Source organism: Niallia sp. Kr1 (assembly GCF_050389805.1).
In the GTDB taxonomy this organism is placed as follows: domain Bacteria; phylum Bacillota; class Bacilli; order Bacillales; family Cytobacillaceae; genus Bacillus_BD.
The window spans coordinates 4,129,253-4,148,796 of record NZ_CP130945.1 but is presented as its reverse complement, the minus strand read 5'-3'; the positions used below and the strand labels follow the sequence as shown (position 1 = coordinate 4,148,796).

Below are 19,544 nucleotides of genomic sequence, written 5' to 3'. Positions count from 1 at the left end.
GGTTGATGGAATGGAGAGATGTTGTTGGTTATCCTGGTTACAAGATAAATAATTGCGGTGAAGTTTTATCAATAAGAACAGGTACAGAAAAGCTACTAAATACATTTTTAAATAAAAAAGGATATGTAAGAGTAGGTTTGATGAAGGACGGAAAGCAAAAACAAGTATTTGTACATCGATTAGTTACAGAAGCGTATATTGGGAAAATTCCAGATGGAAAGTGCGTAAATCATATCGATGGTAACAAAGAAAATAATCACGTTAGTAATCTTGAAATTCTAACACACAGCGAAAACATAATACATTCTTGCTATGTATTGGGTAAAAATATAAAGCCAGTTTTAATGCTAGATAAGAAAACATTAAAACCAATTAAAAAATTTAACAGTGCTTCAGAAGCAGGAAGAGCAATAAATATAGATATTGCTGCAATTTATAAAGTTTGTGTGTTTGATAGAAACTTTGCTGGTGGCTATTCTTGGTGCTTTGCTGATGAATATACTTCTGAAACGATACAGAAAAAAAGAAATAGATTGAAGGGTGCATAAATGGTTACTAATCTCAGCTGGAAGAACACTCATCCTAAGACATTAAGGAAAATAGTTTACGCATTAAATGAAACAACATTAAATCAATTGATTGAAGATCACGAAGATAGAGGATGGTCACAAGCAAGTGAAATAAAAGAGCATGGTTATGGTATTGCTTGCTTAATGGAATTCAAAAGGAAGGTGTAATGATGAGAGAGATTAAGTTTCGTGTATGGGATAATGATTATAAACGAATGCATATTGTTGGAGATAGCAGTCATGACACCTTAACTTGTTGGAATGGAGAAGTTCAATATTATAACCTTCAAAACGGCGAAGGTAGTGGGGAATATGGAAGTTATATTCTAATGCAATACACAGGTTTAAAAGATAAGAATGGTAAAGAGATTTGTGAAGGGGATATTGTTACCCTCTATTGTCAAGAAAATCGTGGAGAGTGGAAAGACTTTGATGTTACAGGTACAGTTACTTACTTTGCCGATCCAGCTCAATTCTTAGTGAAACGTGAAAATTCACATCCTCAATTAGGTTTTGATTTGTTTGAAATGTGCCATCATCCAGACTATGAATTACTCGAGATGGAAGTCATCGGCAACATTTACGAAAATCCAGAACTGTTAGAAGGTGAAAAGTAATGGCATATTCTCGTGAAGAACAAGAAACTACAATGGTTTTTGATAACTTAACAGGTAAGTGGAACGTTTACTCTACTGTTTCAAAACACATCCGAAAACTATCACAAATTACAGAGGTTAATGTGGTAGAAACTGAAAATGATAGACCTATTGCAATTAAATGCACATTGAATGAAAAACAAGTCAGTATGAGAAAAGAACGTGTAATGACAGAAGAACAAAGAATCAAAACAGCTGAAAGGCTTTCTAAGGCTAGAAAATCAATAAATAAACAGGAAAACTAAACCTTAAATGTTAACCGAGTAGTTTAAGTCGTGTTCGGTTTATATCGTCATATTTCATTTGTTGCGAGTTCGCAAAAATAACTAATAAAAGGAGCGTTTTAAATGGCTAAAGCTGAATTAAATGTATTATTCAAGAAGATCCAAAAGGATGATAAAAAAGAAGTTTTAGAGTTTCATGTGCAAGGTGATGAATTACCACATTCAGATGAGCTCGTCCAAATGGCAGGAAATATCGTGGTTTTAAATGTAAAAGATAGTGCGGCTGGTGAAATCAATGTTGAGTTTAAATCCATCCAAAGAGATTCAAAGAAAACTGTACTTAAATTCAATGTTAAAGGCGATAGCGATGATAAGATGAATAAACTTTATCCATATGCCGGACGTAATACTGTACTCGTTTTAGAACCATCCCAAATGAGTATTGAAGACTTTAATTATCATGAAGGAATCGAATACAAAGTGGAACCCGATGGTACTGCAGCAGTGAGTCCGGATCAACTTTCTATTGATGATGTACCTGCCGAAGAAGATGATCCATTTGCTTTAAACGAACTACCATTTACAGACGATGACATATTAAATTAAGAGTTTTGCCCTGGATCCGTCTAGGGTTCTTCTTAGAAACACTAAGGAGGTAGATTATGGACTTTGAACTACCAGAGTTAGATCGGAAAGAAACAAAACGGAAATTAGAAGCTCATTTAGAAAAATATCGACTATTTAAGTATCTGACGTTTGAAGAAAGAGAAGCATCAACAACTGCTAGTGCTGAAATAAGGTACCATGGTCCAACTAACCAAACGGGTGATCAAACTGCCTCAGCTGCTATATATAATGCTGATGAAATGGAAAGAAGAAAGCATTTCTGTGAACGAACTGAAAGAGCAGTCAAACATCTTCCTCCAATGGAGAGATTCTTAATTGAAACTAGATATATGTCCGAGAATAGTGACTATATAACTGATTACAACGTATACTGTCATGAATTTAAACCGCCAATTTCAGCACCAACTTACGACAAAATCAGATGGAAAGCTTTTTATAGACTTGCTCTTAATCTAAATATTGCCGTAACAAAACGGTGAATAGATAAGACATAACCTTCATAAGCATGTATAACAAAGAGGTGATTCACAATGAGGGAGAGGAAACCACTTATCACGGAGGAAACAAAAATAAACATTGATGAATCAGTATTCAAAGAAAAAGCCGAAGAACTATTCGTAGAACTATTCGTAAATTATGTAAACGATATGCATAAATCACCAGTTTTAGAAATAAAAAAATAATAGTTAGTTCAAGAATGCCGTATGATATAGTATTAACTATAAACGGCATTCTTTTTTTGTTAATTAATCTATGAACTCTTGATAATTTAAGTAACTTATTTTATAATTTAAGTAACTTAAATAAACGTAGGGGGATAACGTCATGAATAAAATTTCAAAAGTAGATGCTTTTCAAGGTATGGACGAAACAGATTTCAAAGTGATGGATCAGGAGCTGGAATCTATTTGGAATACAAAAGGTGACAAGGAGATGACTCAACAGTTTTTTCTTGATGAAAAAGGGGATATTTTCTTAAAGGTTTATTATGACGGTGAAGAAGTACAATCAATATGTTTTAAAAACAAATCTGGATTGACAGAGGTCGGAAAAAAAGCAGTAGGTCGTCCATCGTTGGGAACCACTAAAAAAGTAAGTCTGACTCTTCCAGATGAAATATGGGAAATGATTGAAACTAGAAAAAAAACATGGGGAGTAAGTCAATCTCAAACACTTAGAATGATGATTGAAGGATACTGGAATAGTGAAGATGCCGTTGTAATTACTTCTAATGATGCTGCTGAAAAGTATGATGAATTAGAGAATTATTTTCATGAAAAATATGGTGAAGAAACGGAAAACCAAATCTTTACAATGGGTGTACGTGCTCTTCATTCATTAATTTTCGGAGAACCAATGAAAGATTAAACATGGAGGAAGTTATCATGAAGTTCGCTGCAATATATGCAAGAAGCTCTTTAGGTAAAACAAGACAAGGTGATACCGTAGAACACCAAATAGACATGATTAAAGAATTTGCAAAAAGAACAAATATGGATGTTGTCTTTGATGATCGATTTATCTACGAAGAAGATGGGGAATCAGGATATAAAACTACTCTTTTACAACGTCCAGCAATGAGAAGGTTATTGAATGACATTGATAATGGCTTGGTTGGTACTGTATTTTTTAAAGGGATTTCCCGTTTTGCCCGTGATTCAGGTGAAACTATTACTACTGCTAAAAGGCTAAGTAATAAAGGGGTAAGGGTATTAAGTTTGGAAGAAAATTATGATTCTTTCAGGGATGATCCGACAATGTTTCAAATTTATGCAGTAATGGCAGAACAAGAATCCAGAAAAACATCCATCCGTGTATCATTAGGTAACAAACAAAAAGCAAGAAATGGCTTATGGTCCGGTACTACAACTCCATTAGGTTATTCAAAAGTAAAGGATCTACCAGATGAAGAACTTCGTAAATCTTTAACTAGCCAAGGTGTACATGGTCATTCTTTGCACCCAAATGAGTATGCTCATATTATTAAAAGAATATTTGATATGTCTGTAAAAGAAAATATGGGTAGGAAAAGGATTGCATCCTGGCTTAATGATAATGGTTTTAAAACCAATAGAGGAAGAAAGTTTCAAGAAAAGAACATCATCGACATTTTACAAAATGAGGTTTATATCGGAAATATTGTCTATGGGAAGACTAGGTACAATTATGTTGAGGATGAAGATAGTAATAAAAAAATCCAACAGGTTGTTTATATTGATGAAAGCGATTGGGTACGAACCGAAAATGCTCATCCAGCAATAATAGATAAAGAAACATTTGAAATAGCTCAAAAGAAAATACAAGAGAATAAAGAAATGCATCCACATCCAAGGCGGTTTAATGCTGCTAAACATCCACTAACTGGATTACTTCGTTGTGGCAAGTGTGGAGCTCCAATGATATGTCAAAAACGATCTAACAAGCGTAAAGACGGAACCAAAATAGAGTATAGGTATTATGTTTGCTCTACGTATCATAAAATGGGCAGGCGTGTTTGTTCTCAAGCAAACGTTAATGCTGATAACCTAGAAGAGGATATCATGGATTTCCTAGATAAAAGACTCAAACAATTTGAGGACTTAGACATTGAATCGAGAGTCGCTGAAAAACTCAATAAAAGACAGGGTATTTTAGAACAACTTCAACAACTTGACCTAACACTCAAGAAAAAGATGAATGCTTCAAAAACGCTATTAGAATCAAGAGAATTCTATGATTCAGAAACGTTTATTGAGTTGAACCAAGAGATACAAACAGATATTAAAAAAATACGCGATCATAAAGAACGATTGGAAAATGACATTGAATCATTGGATAATAAAGACAACCCAATTGAAGTGGCGGAATTATACAAACGATTTAAGGAGCAAAAACAGTATGGTTTAGAACATAAGAGAATGATCTTCCATAAACTATTAGACAGCATTGTTTTCCAAGACGGGATCGTTAAGGAAATCAATTTTAAATCATCATTGGTATAATAGTTAATTTAATACTTCTTGTAGTATGGGGATCTGGGAAAAGTATATGGCAAGAAGCTTTTTCTTCTGGATGACGAGATTTTTACGTTCCAAATATGATACTGTCGATATTGAATTTATTGCCCATCATACAGAAGCCAAAGTCGTAACAGAGGAAGAGTTCTTTACGAAAGGAGAGAGTGGGGGAACCATTTGTTCTTCGGCCTATCGTAAAGCACTAGAGATCATTGAAGAGAAGTATCAGCCTAACCGTTATAATATTTATCCTTTTCATTTTTCGGATGGAGATAATTTGACTTCAGATAATGCTCGTTGTGTTAAACTGGTTGAAGAATTGATTAAAGTATCCAGTATGTTTGGCTATGGAGAAGTAAATCAGTATAATCGACATTCTACTCTCATGTCCGCTTATAAAAACATCAAAAATGAAGACTTCAGATATTATATCCTCAAACAAAAAGCCGATGTATTCCATGCGATGAAGAGCTTTTTCGCAAAAGAAGAAGCAAAACAAAATGCATAAAACGAAAAGATAGGTGATTAGAGCGCCTATCTTTTTTTGAGGCTATTTTAAAGAATGTTTAGAGTAAAACCAATGTTGAATGTGGAAGGCGGGAAGTCTCTCTCTTAAGGCGGCTTGACCTGTTTCGCTTCTCCTGCATAGCGTTTTTTTTGAAAATGCATCCACATTTTTAGAATATCAGTTGAACAACTTGTATATCTATTAATGAAGTCTGTCTGAAAAGAGGGAAGGGATGGGGAAAAAGCTTCTTTTTTATATAATAGGAATTGCGATTGCCTGTATGGGGGTAACCTTCATCATAAAATCTCAAGCAGGTGCTGGACCACAGGATGTTGTGTTACTCGTGTTAGCAGAAAAAATCGGTTTTACCTTCGGAACTTGGGTGATTCTTTCACAGGGTGTATTTTTATTAGTAAGTGCTTGGATTTTACAAAAAAGACCTCAAATTGAATCGGTAATGACTATGATTATTTGGGGAGTTTTTGTTGATTTTTGGGGAGAGTTCATTTTCCGTGACTTGACGGGCTGGCTGCATACCCCTGCTTCAGAATGGACATGTTTTTTAATCGGTGTCCTGTTAATCGGAATGGGGGTGGGCATCTATCTAACCGCTAATTTGCCAGCTATGCCCTATGATGGACTGATGATTGGATTGTGTGAAAAATTCGGGATCAATCTAATGATGTCTCGAACAATTTTAGAAGTTATATTTATCATCATTGGGGTCATAATCGGTGGACAAATTGGGGTTGGGACGATTGTATTAGTGATTTGTATCGGTACGATCATTCAATTTTTTAATGGACTTGCTCATAAGATTTATACGTTCTCATTTCGGTGAATGGAAGGAAGGAAAAGGCTGTCATGTTGACAGCCTTTTCTCTTTGTAACTATTGCAATGTAGATCCAGTTGGAACAAAGCTGTTAATCAGTGTATTCATATCTTGTTGATCTAAGCGTGCTACTTGGTAATAACCATGTTTATTTTGATATTGGAAGATTTCATATGCCATCTCGATCGTGTTTGGAACTGAATCGGCAATCACTCTTCTTACAACAGGATTGGTTACTTCAAGGGCAGCTTTTGTTTTGATTCCAGCCTCTGCTTTCATTAAGCCTAACATATAGTTGGTAATACATTGGTCACCAATTTCGGAAGCATTCATTTTCGGTTTTTTCGGTTCGCTTGGAGTTAAGCCATAGACAACATCGTTGCTTTGGGTCATCGCATATCTTGTTGTATGGTGTGAAGGGTTCATTCCTGATTTAAAGCATTCAGCTGTGATATTATAACAGTCCATCATAAATTGATGTTGACGGTTAATCATATCCTTTAATTCAGGATCCTTCGCCATTTGTCCAAATAGTAAATATTGATCCATTGTCGAAACCGCACAGCTAAGCACCTCATGGACATCCATTAATTCATGTCCGCCGTGTTTTGTATCCGTAGCTTGAGCTTGCATGCCAGTCATATTCATGTTTTGTCCTGTGTTCATATTGTTTTGCGGTTGCATCGTTGACATATGTGAATTACCTCCACAATCGATATTTGTAGGCTGTTTGGCCGTACATATTTATTGTGTAAAGAAATCTTGTAAAAATGAGAGGGAGATAAATCCATTCGACGATAAAAACTCAGGCATTCTTCATAATAATCGTTTCTAACGTATTGGCTACACTCTGGCAACAATCTGCCACATTTTCAAAGCTCTCGTAAATTTCCTTATATTGAATCAAAACGATGGGATCTTTTTCAACGCAAAAAAGATGTTTGATGGATTGTCGTTGAATTCCGTCGCATTTGGATTCGTAATCCTTAATTTTTATGGCATTATCTCGTATTTGTAGCAACTTCTTTACAGATAATAAATCGATAGCTTCTTCAATTTCCAGGGTGCATTTTTTAATACAATCGATAAAACGGATCATAAAGTCATCAAATTTCTGAATCGAGTACATTTCAAATAATGCAGAACAATGTTCCAATTCGTCTAATACATCATCCATCCCCATTGCTAAAGCGAGTATATCTGCACGATCAATGGGTGTCACTAATGTGTGATTGAGTTCGACGATCATTTCATGAATATAGCTGTCGCCCTTTGTTTCAAATTCCTTCATGGTTTCCGCTAAAATTTTTAAATCATTTATATTTTTGATTTCAAAATGAGAAAAGAAATGAGCGGCTTGTTTTAGATTGGAGGAAATATCTATTAACAAAGGTGAAAACCTGGACCTTTTTTTAAAAAACATCGTAAAAAAACCCTCCTTAATAGTAACCATTCCTATATGTTTATTTTAATTTTTAATGTTATAGTATAAAATCTAATTGTGAAAGAGATTTTATCTAATTTTTAAAAAAATTTAATATTAGAGAACTTTGCCATCTATTTGTTATAAAATATTAGTGCTTACAATAGAGAGTAGGAGGGATTCATATGGTTAATAGTATTTATGAAACAGTACGTTTACATAATGGCGTAGAAATGCAAAAGTTTGGACTAGGTGTGTATCTCATTAAGGAACGTGCGGAGGTAAAAAACACGGTAAAGACGGCTTTAGAACTAGGATATCGCTCCATTGATACGGCAGCCTATTATGATAATGAAGACGATGTGGGACAAGCGATAAGAGAAAGTGGTATCCCAAGAGAAGACATTTTTGTCACGACGAAGGTTTGGAATGGTGATCAAGGTTATGAAGAAACCCTTGCAGCATTTGAAAAAAGCAGGAATGAGCTTGGTTTAGACTATATTGATTTATATTTAATCCATTGGCCTGTACAAGGCAAATACCTAGACACTTGGAGAGCAATGGAGAAGCTGTATCAAGAGGGAAAAGTGAGAGCGATTGGGGTAAGTAATTTTCAAATACACCACTTACAAGATTTAATCGCAAATTCCAAAGAAAAACCAGTTGTGAATCAAGTGGAATTACACCCACTTTTAAGTCAGGAACCACTTCGTGCGTTTTGTAAAGAACATGAGATTGCTGTTGAGGCATGGTCTCCATTAGGAAGAGCCCGTTTTCTTGATGAACCGACCATCACCACTCTTGCTGAAAAATACAAAAAAACAGCAGCACAAATTATTTTAAGATGGCATTTACAAAATGATGTGATTATTATACCGAAATCGGTAACTCCTTCTCGAATAAAAGAAAACAGTGAAATTTTTGATTTTGAATTATCACAAGAGGACATGAACACGATTAATCAACTCAATCAAAATAAGCGCTTTGGACCAGACCCCGATCATGTTGATTTTTAATTAAGTAGGGTAAGTACTGTCAAAAGTCTAGAAAGAGTGCAAGGAAAGAAACGCTTCATTCTTCCCTTGCATTTTTTTCGGTCATCGTTTTCGTTTTAAGTGGGTCCCTGTTTGAACTGGTCTTACCTTCGGACCCCGCATCCAGATTCAACAGGAATTGAGTTCGAAGTCATGCCACCTTCGGACTTAAAGTTCAGATTCAACAGAGATCCAGTCCGAAGCGGAACTACCTTCGGACATAGATAACGAATATGACTGGAAATTGAGTCCGAACGTGAGGTACCTTCAGACCCAAAACGCAAATATAACAGGAATTGAGTTCGAAGGCGAGCCATCTTCAGACTCCAACCCCATTCCCTTCATTTGACCTGATTCAAGCTCGAATCCAAACACCAACATCAAAAACTCTTGATCTTTAGTTAAATTGAATAAGGATCGAGATCCGAAAAAATCTTAGGTTCATCTAAAAATGGCGCAGGGCATGTGATGGTTTCTTTTGTAAACGGATGGATCAATTGGATTTTTACCGCATGTAAGGCTTGCCTTAGAAATATAGGTTTACCACCATAAAGAATATCCCCAGCTAATGGATGACCTATATGGCTAAAATGAACCCGAATTTGATGGGTTCTCCCCGTATCAAGGGAACATTGAACAAGCGATAAGTTCCGTTTAGAATCGGTTTTGACTAATTGATAATGAGTGATCGCTTCTTGTCCGGTTGGTGATACTCTTCTTCTCGTAGGATGATGGCGGTCACGTCCAATCGATTCGCGAATCGTGCCTTTCTTATTTTTGAGAATCCCATGAACCAAAGCTACATAGGTTCTTTTAATTTCACGCTTTTCCAGCATACCATCAAGAATGGCACCGATAAACGGATGTTTAGCAAATAGAACGGCTCCTGTTGTATCCTTGTCTAATCGATGAACATGTTTGAACGCTCGTAATTCTCCCTTACTCTGCAAATAATAGGCCACTGCATTTGCTAGTGTATCGTTTTGGGTAGGAGAATTGGGATGAGTATCCATGCCCGCGGGCTTATTAACAACTAACAAATGATCATCCTCATGTAAAACGGTGATTTCATAATAGCTGGGCTGAACAGGAAACTCTTCATTTTGGAAAAACTGGATCGTCAATACATCATTTACTTGAAGGGGCTGGGTCCAATTGGCTTCTGCGTTATTGACTTTCACTTTCTTTTCCATTCTTAAGGTATGTACTTGTTTTTTAGGTGCTTGCCAAACATGACGAAAAAAGTCTTGAACGGTGTAGGTTGCCCATTCCTCAGGAATTAAAATCTCAAACCATTCACCTTTACGCTTAGTCTGTATCATAATGTCTCCTTAAATGTATAAGCCTCTACTTTTAGAGGCTCCCGCTTTCCGTTAATTACCACCATATTAACACAGGAAAATATGATATTCTATTACTAACTATGAAGGGTACTTACGAGAAGTTTAAAGGTGGGTTAATATGAAAGTAGTTTTTGCTTCAACTCCTGAGCAGAGAACAAAAATTATGGAGTTATCTAAACAAATCTATACCGACGTTTTCCCTAATTATTTTACAGATCAGCAAATTCAAGAATTCGAGAAACGTAACATCTTACAATTTACCCCGAATCAATTTCAAGAATTAGACACGTTGAAAGATGCCTATCAAGTTATTGCCAGCTTACAGACATTGATTCTTATTCTACAAAGTGAATCTGTTACTGATCAATATATGGAAACCTATTATAAAAATATTTCCATTCTAGAGGACTACGGGGTCCAATTTCCATTTGAATTTGAGCAATTTGTAAATGAAAAAATAAATAAAAGTGAAAATATCAGTATCTATACAAAAGCAGCAAATGAATTTTTAATATAAGTATAAAAAAATCCTTTAAGAGTGGTTCCTCTTAAAGGATTTTTTAATTTATGTAAATTGACTTTACAATCTTTATTATTTGTTGAAATTACTGTATATTTTAAACTGATGGAATCCATACGATGTGAATCGAAAATCTTTGGAGGATGTGTACATAAATGAATTGGAAACAAAAAGCTGAAAGATGGATCCGATTTGAAGGACTAGATTCAGTGGTGAAAAAGCAGTTAGATCAAATTAAGGATAACGAAAAAAGCTTAGAAGAAGCCTTTTATAAAAATTTAGAGTTTGGTACAGGTGGAATGCGCGGTGAAATAGGTGCTGGGACGAACCGCATGAATATCTATACCATTCGCAAAGCGTCAGCTGGTTTGGCTTCTTATATTGAAGGAAACGGGGAAGAAGCGAAAAAACGCGGGGTTGTTATTGCCTATGATTCCCGTCACTTTTCTCCAGAATTTGCGATGGAGGCGGCAAAAACAGTCGCATCAAAAGGAATTCAAGCCTATGTATTTGATTCCTTAAGACCAACACCTGAACTTTCATTTGCTGTTCGGTATTTACAAGCATTTTCGGGGATTGTTGTGACCGCGAGCCATAATCCACCTGAATATAATGGATATAAAGTATACGGCTCTGACGGAGGACAATTACCGCCAGAAGCAGCAGATGTAATTATTGAAAAAGTAAATGAAATTGAAAATGAATTGTTGATTGACGTACAAGATGAACAGGTTTTAAAAGAAAATGGGCTCATTAAAATCATCGGTCCTGAAGTAGACCAAGCTTATAACCAAAAGCTCGTCACGATTTCTGAAAATCCAACGATTTCAGATGAAGTCGATGTAAAGGTTGTGTTCACACCTTTACACGGTACCGGAAATATTCCAGTTCGTGATGGCTTAAAAGCATTGAAATATCAACATGTATATACGGTTGAAGAGCAGGAATTACCGGATCCCCAATTTTCAACTGTCAAAAGTCCAAACCCCGAAGAGCATGCTGCTTTTGAATTGGCGATACAAAAAGGACATCAAGTAGGTGCAGATTTATTAATTGCAACGGATCCTGATGCAGACCGACTTGGTATTGCCGTAAAAAATGATGCTGGAGAGTACACAGTTCTAACGGGAAACCAAACAGGCGCTCTAATATTGCATTATATTTTATCGCAAAAGCAAGACAAGGGGACGCTTCCTAAAAATGGTGTCATGTTAAAAACCATTGTGACGAGTGAATTAGGAAGAAAAATCGCGGATTCCTTTAATGTGGACACGATTGATGTATTAACCGGTTTTAAATTTATTGGTGAAAAAATCAAAGAGTTCGAAGGAACTGGCGAATATAAATTTCTATTCGGTTATGAAGAGAGCTATGGCTATTTAATTGGAGACTTTGTTCGTGATAAAGATGCGGTTCAAGCAGCCCTTATGGCAACAGAGGTTACGGCCTTTTATAAGAAACAGGGAATAAGCTTGTATGACGCGCTAATGAAGATATTTGAACAATATGGCTTCTATCAGGAAGGCTTACGTTCTTTAACGTTGAAAGGGAAGGATGGAGCCGAGTTAATTCAGAAGACACTTGCTTCATTCCGATCACAGCCACTTAAAGAATTAGGTGGATTAAAAGTAACAGCCAATGAAGATTACGAATCAAGTATCAGAACAGAAATGGATGGAACAGAGAAACCGATCCACTTACCTAAATCAAATGTGATTAAGTATTATTTTGAAGATGGTACTTGGGTATGTCTTCGTCCATCTGGAACAGAGCCTAAAGTCAAGTTCTACTTCAGTGTAACTGGATCAAGTTTACAGGAAAGTAAAGCTAAGCTAGCTAAAATTGAAAAAGAATTTATGGATTTGATCGATCAAAAAATTGCGGATCTATCTAATTAAAAAAGGTGTCCTTCCCCACATAACGAATGTGGATGAAGGCACCTTTTTTTTATTCACTTTGAAAAAAGTTCCGAGTGACAAGCTAATCCGTCAATATGAGATTAAATGCTTGTCTTGTGCTTGCTGTATCTCACTAGACGATCACAGCTTTTGGCAGATTAATGCATTGTTTCATACATGGATCCATAACCTGCTTTTTGATCCATGATTTCATTTGCATGATCAACGTATCTTAGTAAAGAATATAAATGTTTTTCAATGATCCCATAATCCTTTTCAAAATTATAGGCATGCAGAAAATGCTCAATTTTTTTAGCTAAAAAATGATCCGTTGTTCGAACCATTAATATCAATAAGTTATCCCATTCAGAACGATGGGTATAATATAGAGCCCGATCGTAATCCATTTTTAACATATCTGTTGTACCTCCTCTACTCTTAAGGAGTTGATAATAGTATATGAGGGAAATTTAAAAACTTACTGTGAAAATGTTGGGCATACTGTCAATAGCAATTTCCGATACGTTACATAACTCATCAACCTCCATGCTTTCGCTATTCTTATCATGTTTTACCTTGTTTTATCATACATTGGGAGTATGAAGGGGGAGATGTGGATGAACGAAACAGATCGTAAAAATCTAGAATATGCGATTGACGAAATAACGGAAATTGCATCAGGTTTCGGACTTGATTTTTATCCAATGCGTTATGAAATTTGCCCTGCGGATATTATATATACATTTGGTGCTTACGGTATGCCGACCCGATTTTCCCATTGGAGCTTTGGAAAGCAATTCCATAAAATGAAGCTTCATTATGACCTTGGGCTATCCAAGATTTATGAATTGGTCATTAACTCTGATCCTTGTTATGCTTTTTTACTTGATTCCAATTCGCTTATTCAAAATAAATTAATTGTGGCACACGTACTAGCGCATTGTGATTTCTTTAAAAATAACGTTCGCTTCCAAAACACAAAGCGTGAAATGGTTGAAAGTATGGCTGCAACGGCGGACCGCATCCGTCAATATGAAATCCAACATGGGAAGCATGAAGTGGAAGTGTTTTTAGACGCTGTTTTGGCGATAGAAGAGCATATTGATCCATCATTAATGAGACCGAAACTATCATGGGATTTAAAGGATGTTGAATATGAGGAAGAAGATGATGTAAAACCAACACCATATGACGACCTGTGGGACCTAGATGAAAAAAACAAGAAAACGGAGAAGAAGAAAAAAATTAAAAAGATTCCTCCCCGACCAGAAAAGGATATCATGCTGTTTATTGAGCAATACAGTCGAGAACTTTCAAATTGGCAGCGGGATATCTTAACCATGATGCGTGAAGAAATGCTGTATTTCTGGCCGCAATTGGAAACGAAAATTATGAATGAAGGTTGGGCTTCATACTGGCATCAACGAATTCTTCGCGAGATGGACCTCACAAGTGGTGAAGCCGTCGAGTTTGCGAAATTAAATGCAGGGGTTGTTCAACCATCGAAAACGAGCATTAATCCCTATTATTTAGGTTTGAAGATTTTTGAAGATATTGAAGAGCGCTATAATAACCCATCAGAGGAAATGACGCGAAGAGGGGTCGTTCCAGGTTCAGGACGGGAGAAGATCTTTGAGGTCCGAGAAATTGAATCCGATATTTCGTTTTTACGTAATTATTTAACGAAAGATCTCGTAATGCGGGAAGATATGTATCTGTTTCAAAAGCAAGGCAAAGATTATAAAATTGTTGATAAGTCATGGGAAAATGTTCGTGATCAACTTGTTAATAGCCGGGTAAACGGTGGTTTTCCATATATTACGGTGAATGATGGCGATTATATGAAGAGTGGCGAACTTTATTTGAAGCATTGGTATGAAGGGGTTGAACTTGATTTACGTTACTTAGAGAAAGTACTTCCCTATATCCATCAATTATGGGGAAGAGCCGTTCATCTTGAAACAGTCAGCGAAGAAAGGACCATTTTATTTACTTATGATGGAAAAAATATTCAACGAAAATTTATCTAAGAATTATCACAAGGAGATGAACTCAAAATATAGGGTCATCTCTTTTTTTTTTACGTATTTTTTCATAAATTATTTCTATACTATCAGCCAAAAATAAGCTAATATTAACATAATAACGTTACCTCATTCAGCCTGTCCTCAATGTCTATAAGTTAGGAATGAATGCAAATAGAATCTCTGTTTCAGTTGGGTAGTCAAACCTCGGCAAAATGAATATATGCCATCGGAGGATGCCTCTTACTTTTTAAGTGGATTTTATTGAGCGAGTGCAGCTATTATATCCGGTTGTAATTTCGATGGTGCATATTTGATATCATGAAATACAGTAAAGGAGTAAGTCAATCATGAATGAAATTGCAAAAATCTTTGAAAATAAAGGGGTTAGACGATTCTTCATCTTTCTTCTCGTTGCACTTGTTTTGTACGGCTTAAGAAGTATGATTGATTTTATTCTCCTTACTTTTATCTTTACCTATCTTATGGATCGACTTTCAACTTTTGTTTTAAAAATAGTCCCCATAAATCGTAACGTAATCGTCCTTATTTTATATACCGTGATCGTAGGAGTTTTAGTCTTAGGGATTGTTAAATATTTACCTGTTATCATTAACGAAATTACACAGCTGATTAAGCAAGTTACAACCTTTTATCAACAACCGCAAGACAATGTTGCTATTAATTATATCCTGAGTTTGATTGATGGAAATCAGATTTCTCAATACATTGAACAAGGCATTGCCTTTGTCATGAAATATTTTTCGGATTTTAGTTCGTTTGCCCTTCAATTATTTTTAGCCATCATTCTAAGCCTTTTCTTCTTGTTAGAAAAACCGAGACTTATTACTTTTACAAGTCAATTTAAGGAAAGTAAATTATCAGCTTTTTATCATGAGATAGCTTTCTTTGGTGGCAAATTTGTTGCAACTTTTGGAAAAGTAATTGAGGCTCAATTTATTATTGCGATTGTTAATACAATTTTATCGGTAATTGCCCTATGGATTATGGACTTTCCGCAATTATTAGGTTTGGGAATTATGATCTTTTTCCTCGGCTTAATTCCAGTGGCAGGAGTGATTATTTCACTTTTCCCATTAACGATTATTGCTTATTCAATCGGCGGATTTATCCAAGTCGTCTATATTCTAATTACAATTGCCGTCATTCATGCGATTGAGGCTTATATTTTAAATCCAAAATTAATGAGTTCAAAAACAGACTTGCCCATTTTTTATACCTTTATTGTCCTTATTTTCGGGGAGCATTTCTTCGGTGTTTGGGGATTAATCATTGGAATTCCAATTTTTGTCTTCTTGTTAGATGTATTAGAAGTGACTAATAAGCATGAAAAAATAAAGCGCAAGTGAACCAGGAAAAAGCGAGAAAAGGTCCATTCAAAAGTGCTAAGCACGATTGAATGAGCCTCTTTTTTTATAATCCTTTATCCAACTCATAAAGCTGTTGATAATGCTCGTTGTTTTGAAGAAGTTCTTGATGTGAACCGTTCATCGTGATATTTCCATTATCAAAAAATAATACTTGGTCCATTTTTTCAATGCCAATCAAATGATGGGTGACCCAAATAATTGTTTTTCCTTCTAACGCTGTTAAAATGGTATCGACTAATTGTCTTTCTGTTTGAGGATCCAGACCAACAGTCGGTTCATCTAAGATAACGACAGGTGTGTTTTTTAACAAAATCCGAGCAAGTGCAATTCTTTGTCTTTCTCCACCGGAAAAACGCTGACCGCTTTCCTCCATTTGTGTATGGATTCCACGTGGAAGGGAATGAATATATTCATCAAGCTGAACTTGTTCTATCACTTGTTCGATTTCTTTATTTGTAGCGGTTTGATTACCTAAACGAATATTGTTTTTAATACTTGTCGCAAATAAATAAGGTTTTTGGTTGAGCACACTCACCATTTCAAAAATATCATCGCCGTATTGTTTTGGTGCATATCCGCTTATATCAATTGTCCCTATCGTAGGAGAGAGGGCACCTAATAGCAATTGAATCAATGTTGATTTTCCAGCCCCGCTTTTTCCAAGGATGGCAATTCTCTTTCCTTGAGGGATTGAAATAGAAATTTTCTGCAGCGCATCTTTTGATTGCTGCTCATATCGATAGTACACATCTTTGAATTCGATTTGTGCTGAATTTGAAACAACCGCTTCACTTTTCTGTTGTTGCTCTTGTTCGGGAACATAGTTCTCAATAGCTTGAATTCGCTTCAAAGATTCGGAGTACGTTGGAATCCGTTCAATTGCGTGTGAAATCGGGATTAATGATTCAGCAATCGGAATGGTAACTAGGGTAAAGGCTGCTATATAAGTTGGTGCAATGGCGCCTGCTTGTGCTTCATTTCCCGACCATATTCCCATGAAGATTAGAATAATCCCTGTAATGATTTGCAGTTGAAAGGCACGTGTTTGATTCCAATAACGAATGCTCTTATCGATGTCATTATTTTCTTTACTATCCTGAATAAATTGAGTTATAAACCGTTCCTTCTGTCCACTAATGATCCAATCTCCCAAGCCAAAGACTGTATCCGTTAATGTTTGATAAAGTTTGGCTCGTGTTTGTTTTTGGTGGATTTGTCGTTTTTTCAAAAGAAATAAGGAAATCAATGGGTAAAGAAATACAATAACCCCTAAGCAAAGGGCAATCCATAGTGCAAAGAACACATCAAAAACGGAGAGTGAAATAATGGCAGCAACATATAGACAAAGTCCAACCAAAGTAGGGAAGATCGTCCGGATATAGACGTCTTGTAAATGCTCAATATCATCGGCCAGTGTTCCAAGTAAATCGCCTGTCTGGAAACGAGAGCGGATAAACAAGGCTTGTGGTTCGATGATGGAATATAATTTTACTCTCATTTGCGAAAGAATTTTCAACACGGCATTATGACCTGCCAAACGTTCAAAGTAATGTGTGACGGATCTCGAAATACCAAAAGTTCGTACAAGCACAACAGGTACATAAATCATTAAAATATTTTCAGGTCTTTCGGCAGCTCGTGAAATTAAGTATCCAGAGGTAAAGGTTAGCATAGAAGCTCCTACAACCGTCAAGAAGCCAAATAAAATTGTAAGCCATATAGACTTTTGATATTGTTTTAGATAGGGAAAAATATATTGTTGATAAAGCTTCATTCTGCTATCCCTCCTCTATGAGCCTCGATTAGCCGATAATAAGCACCTTTTCGTTGGAGTAATTCCTGATGGGTTCCTGTTTCAACCACTTGGCCATGCTCAATCACAAGAATAATGTCCATCTCACGCATCCAATGCAGGCGGTGGGTCGCAAAAAAGACTAATTTATTAGCCATTAATGGGAGAATTAATCGTTTAATCTCGTGCTCTGTTTCGATGTCTAAATGGGCAGTAGGCTCATCAAATAGCATAATTGGTCTGTTTAAAAGCAAAGCTCTTGTCAAAGCAATTCGTTGCTCTTCACCACCACTTAATGTTCTTCCTCCCTGACCAATTCGCTCATCCAATCCGTTTGTCAACTGCTCGATTAATGAAGAGAGCCCCGTAACAGAAAGTGCTTCTTTCATTTCCTCCATTGATGCATCCGGAGCATATAACCGGAGATTATCAGCAATGGTACCAGCAAATATATATGGATGCTGTGGAATATAGGTCAATTGCTTTTGCCAATTATGATTAGTGAAGGATTCCAGCTTTGTTTCATTCACTGTGATCGAACCGTTAGACATGGTTGAAAATCCTGAAAGTACATCAATTAAAGTGGATTTACCCGCACCCGAAGCGCCGATAATCCCAATTTTTTGATACCCTGTTACTTCAAAGTTGATTTCCTGTAAGATCAACCGATCCTTCTTATCACTTTGCTTCGTTAAACCCTGGACCGTAAGCTTGCTATGTTCGTTCCATTGCGGAACATCTGTTTTCATCATAAAGCTTGCGACTGTAGGCTTCGATAGAATACGATTGATCTGCTTTCCGGCATCTTTTCCATCCATGGTCGCATGATAATCATTTCCTAAATCACGGATTGGCTGAAAATATTCAGGAGCCAAGATGAGAATCGTTAAAGCCGCCTGTAGTCCTATTCCTCCATCAATCAGACGAATTCCTAGCTCAACTGCAACAACGGCAACAGACAAACTAGTAAAGAAATCTAATGAAAAAGAAGATAGGAAGGCAAGTCTTAAGGATTTATTTGTGGCTATCCGATATTTTTCACTGACGGATTTAATGGCATCTTGATGGGATTTACTCCGACCCAAATATTTTAATGTTAAAAGCCCCCGTAAGGAGTCAACAAAATGTCGTGATAATAATTGATATGAACCCCATTGAGCATTTGCATATTTTTGTGCAACTACTCCGAGTAAGATGAGAAAAGCGATTAGGATGGGCATTGTAAGCATGAGGACAATACCTGAAATCGTATCAAAAACAAACACATAGATAAGCACGGTAATGGGAATGACCATCATAGAAATCGCTCTAGGAATAAATAATTCTAAATACGTGCGAAAGCTGGGGATTCCTTCCAAAGCTAAGGTGATCATATTTCCAGATCCTTTACTTCCAATCCCGCGTGGACCAAGCTCAAATAGTTTGTGAATGAGTCGTCCTTGTATATGAGAAGATGTATGTTCTGCAAAGCGAAAGCTTAATCGTTCTTTCAACCATTGCAAAAAGTGGCGGAAAATATAGACAAAGGCAAAACCAAGAAAAAAGGGAAGGACAGCTATGGACGCTGTCCCATCAAACATATAAGATATCGCTTTTGCTAAAAGAATAGCTTGTACGATCATGGCGATTCCTTGAAAAACGGTTAGGGTTGCAACTAGAAAAAAGTGTAGCTTAATTCCTTTATAGTGGAAAAGATATTTATCCAT

21 protein-coding genes and 1 pseudogene are annotated in these 19,544 nt (G+C 36.2%); 16 read left to right on the top strand and 6 right to left on the bottom strand.

Annotated elements, in window-relative coordinates; translation table 11 throughout:
* The first annotated feature begins 5 nt into the window (after positions 1–5).
* The 11 genes and pseudogenes from Q5760_RS20360 (at position 6) to Q5760_RS20310 (ending at position 6,421) form a co-directional block, all read left to right on the top strand.
* Positions 6–548: an HNH endonuclease gene (locus tag Q5760_RS20360; RefSeq protein WP_428909429.1), complete on the top strand. Its 543-nt coding sequence runs from the start codon at positions 6–8 to the stop codon at positions 546–548.
* The gene (locus Q5760_RS20355) at positions 549–737 is read left to right on the top strand and encodes a hypothetical protein (RefSeq protein WP_428909428.1); all 189 of its coding nucleotides are present in this window, start codon (positions 549–551) and stop codon (positions 735–737) included. It abuts the gene before it with no gap.
* Between the two features lie 2 nt (positions 738–739).
* Entirely contained in the window at positions 740–1,186 is a 447-nt protein-coding gene (locus Q5760_RS20350; RefSeq protein ID WP_428909427.1) for a YopX family protein, read from the top strand.
* Positions 1,186–1,470, top strand: a complete 285-nt coding sequence (locus tag Q5760_RS20345) for a hypothetical protein (RefSeq protein ID WP_428909426.1) — start codon at positions 1,186–1,188, stop codon at positions 1,468–1,470. The genes Q5760_RS20350 and Q5760_RS20345 overlap by 1 nt, the downstream gene beginning before the upstream one ends.
* Before the next feature lie 102 nt (positions 1,471–1,572).
* A complete protein-coding gene (locus Q5760_RS20340; protein WP_428909425.1) occupies positions 1,573–2,055 on the top strand; it encodes a hypothetical protein in 483 nt (160 codons plus the stop codon).
* A 56-nt stretch (positions 2,056–2,111) separates the two neighbouring features.
* A complete protein-coding gene (locus tag Q5760_RS20335) occupies positions 2,112–2,555 on the top strand; it encodes an ArpU family phage packaging/lysis transcriptional regulator (protein WP_428909424.1) in 444 nt (147 codons plus the stop codon).
* Positions 2,556–2,606: 51 nt separating this feature from the next.
* Positions 2,607–2,759 carry a hypothetical protein gene (locus Q5760_RS20330; protein ID WP_428909423.1) on the top strand — a complete coding sequence of 51 codons (153 nt, stop codon included), beginning with the start codon at positions 2,607–2,609 and terminating at the stop codon, positions 2,757–2,759.
* A 142-nt stretch (positions 2,760–2,901) separates the two neighbouring features.
* Positions 2,902–3,444 (top strand): CopG family transcriptional regulator, encoded by a 543-nt coding sequence (locus Q5760_RS20325; protein WP_428909422.1) that lies wholly within the window; start codon positions 2,902–2,904, stop codon positions 3,442–3,444.
* Between the two features lie 17 nt (positions 3,445–3,461).
* Positions 3,462–5,057: a recombinase family protein gene (locus Q5760_RS20320; protein ID WP_428909421.1), complete on the top strand. Its 1,596-nt coding sequence runs from the start codon at positions 3,462–3,464 to the stop codon at positions 5,055–5,057.
* 10 nt (positions 5,058–5,067) lie between these two features.
* Positions 5,068–5,580 (top strand): annotated as a pseudogene (locus Q5760_RS20315) (DUF444 family protein); the annotation flags it as partial.
* Positions 5,581–5,812: 232 nt separating this feature from the next.
* Positions 5,813–6,421, top strand: a complete 609-nt coding sequence (locus Q5760_RS20310; RefSeq protein WP_428909420.1) for a YczE/YyaS/YitT family protein — start codon at positions 5,813–5,815, stop codon at positions 6,419–6,421.
* A 49-nt stretch (positions 6,422–6,470) separates the two neighbouring features.
* Here the strand turns inward: Q5760_RS20310 and Q5760_RS20305 are convergent, their stop codons facing one another.
* Both Q5760_RS20305 and Q5760_RS20300 read right to left on the bottom strand, forming a co-directional pair.
* Positions 6,471–7,106 (bottom strand): spore coat protein, encoded by a 636-nt coding sequence (locus Q5760_RS20305; RefSeq protein ID WP_428909419.1) that lies wholly within the window; start codon positions 7,104–7,106, stop codon positions 6,471–6,473.
* A 112-nt stretch (positions 7,107–7,218) separates the two neighbouring features.
* Positions 7,219–7,836, bottom strand: coding sequence for a DUF47 domain-containing protein (locus Q5760_RS20300; RefSeq protein ID WP_428909418.1), 618 nt, complete (start codon positions 7,834–7,836; stop codon positions 7,219–7,221).
* A 185-nt stretch (positions 7,837–8,021) separates the two neighbouring features.
* Here Q5760_RS20300 and Q5760_RS20295 point away from each other — a divergent pair, with 185 nt between their 5' ends.
* Complete coding sequence (locus tag Q5760_RS20295) at positions 8,022–8,852, top strand: aldo/keto reductase (RefSeq protein WP_428909417.1); 831 nt, start codon at positions 8,022–8,024, stop codon at positions 8,850–8,852.
* 419 nt (positions 8,853–9,271) lie between these two features.
* On the opposite strand, the gene Q5760_RS20290 is transcribed toward Q5760_RS20295, so the two are convergent.
* Complete coding sequence (locus tag Q5760_RS20290; protein WP_428909416.1) at positions 9,272–10,192, bottom strand: RluA family pseudouridine synthase; 921 nt, start codon at positions 10,190–10,192, stop codon at positions 9,272–9,274.
* Between the two features lie 139 nt (positions 10,193–10,331).
* On the opposite strand from Q5760_RS20290, the gene Q5760_RS20285 reads away from it, so the two are divergent.
* Both Q5760_RS20285 and Q5760_RS20280 read left to right on the top strand, forming a co-directional pair.
* The gene (locus tag Q5760_RS20285) at positions 10,332–10,730 is read left to right on the top strand and encodes a DUF5365 family protein (protein WP_428909415.1); all 399 of its coding nucleotides are present in this window, start codon (positions 10,332–10,334) and stop codon (positions 10,728–10,730) included.
* Between the two features lie 158 nt (positions 10,731–10,888).
* The gene (locus Q5760_RS20280) at positions 10,889–12,631 is read left to right on the top strand and encodes a phospho-sugar mutase (protein WP_428909414.1); all 1,743 of its coding nucleotides are present in this window, start codon (positions 10,889–10,891) and stop codon (positions 12,629–12,631) included.
* A 158-nt stretch (positions 12,632–12,789) separates the two neighbouring features.
* Here Q5760_RS20280 and Q5760_RS20275 read toward each other — a convergent pair whose 3' ends face one another.
* Complete coding sequence (locus tag Q5760_RS20275) at positions 12,790–13,047, bottom strand: YhdB family protein (RefSeq protein WP_428909413.1); 258 nt, start codon at positions 13,045–13,047, stop codon at positions 12,790–12,792.
* Positions 13,048–13,248: 201 nt separating this feature from the next.
* Between Q5760_RS20275 and Q5760_RS20270 the strand changes: the two genes are divergently transcribed.
* Complete coding sequence (locus Q5760_RS20270) at positions 13,249–14,661, top strand: SpoVR family protein (protein WP_428909412.1); 1,413 nt, start codon at positions 13,249–13,251, stop codon at positions 14,659–14,661.
* Positions 14,662–15,005: 344 nt separating this feature from the next.
* On the top strand, positions 15,006–16,025 hold the full coding sequence (locus Q5760_RS20265) for an AI-2E family transporter (RefSeq protein WP_428909411.1): 1,020 nt from the start codon (positions 15,006–15,008) through the stop codon (positions 16,023–16,025).
* Positions 16,026–16,089: 64 nt separating this feature from the next.
* On the opposite strand, the gene cydC is transcribed toward Q5760_RS20265, so the two are convergent.
* A complete protein-coding gene (gene cydC, locus Q5760_RS20260; RefSeq protein ID WP_428909410.1) occupies positions 16,090–17,820 on the bottom strand; it encodes a thiol reductant ABC exporter subunit CydC in 1,731 nt (576 codons plus the stop codon).
* Positions 17,817–19,544 (bottom strand): thiol reductant ABC exporter subunit CydD, encoded by a 1,728-nt coding sequence (gene cydD / locus Q5760_RS20255; protein WP_428909409.1) that lies wholly within the window; start codon positions 19,542–19,544, stop codon positions 17,817–17,819. The genes cydC and cydD overlap by 4 nt, the downstream gene beginning before the upstream one ends.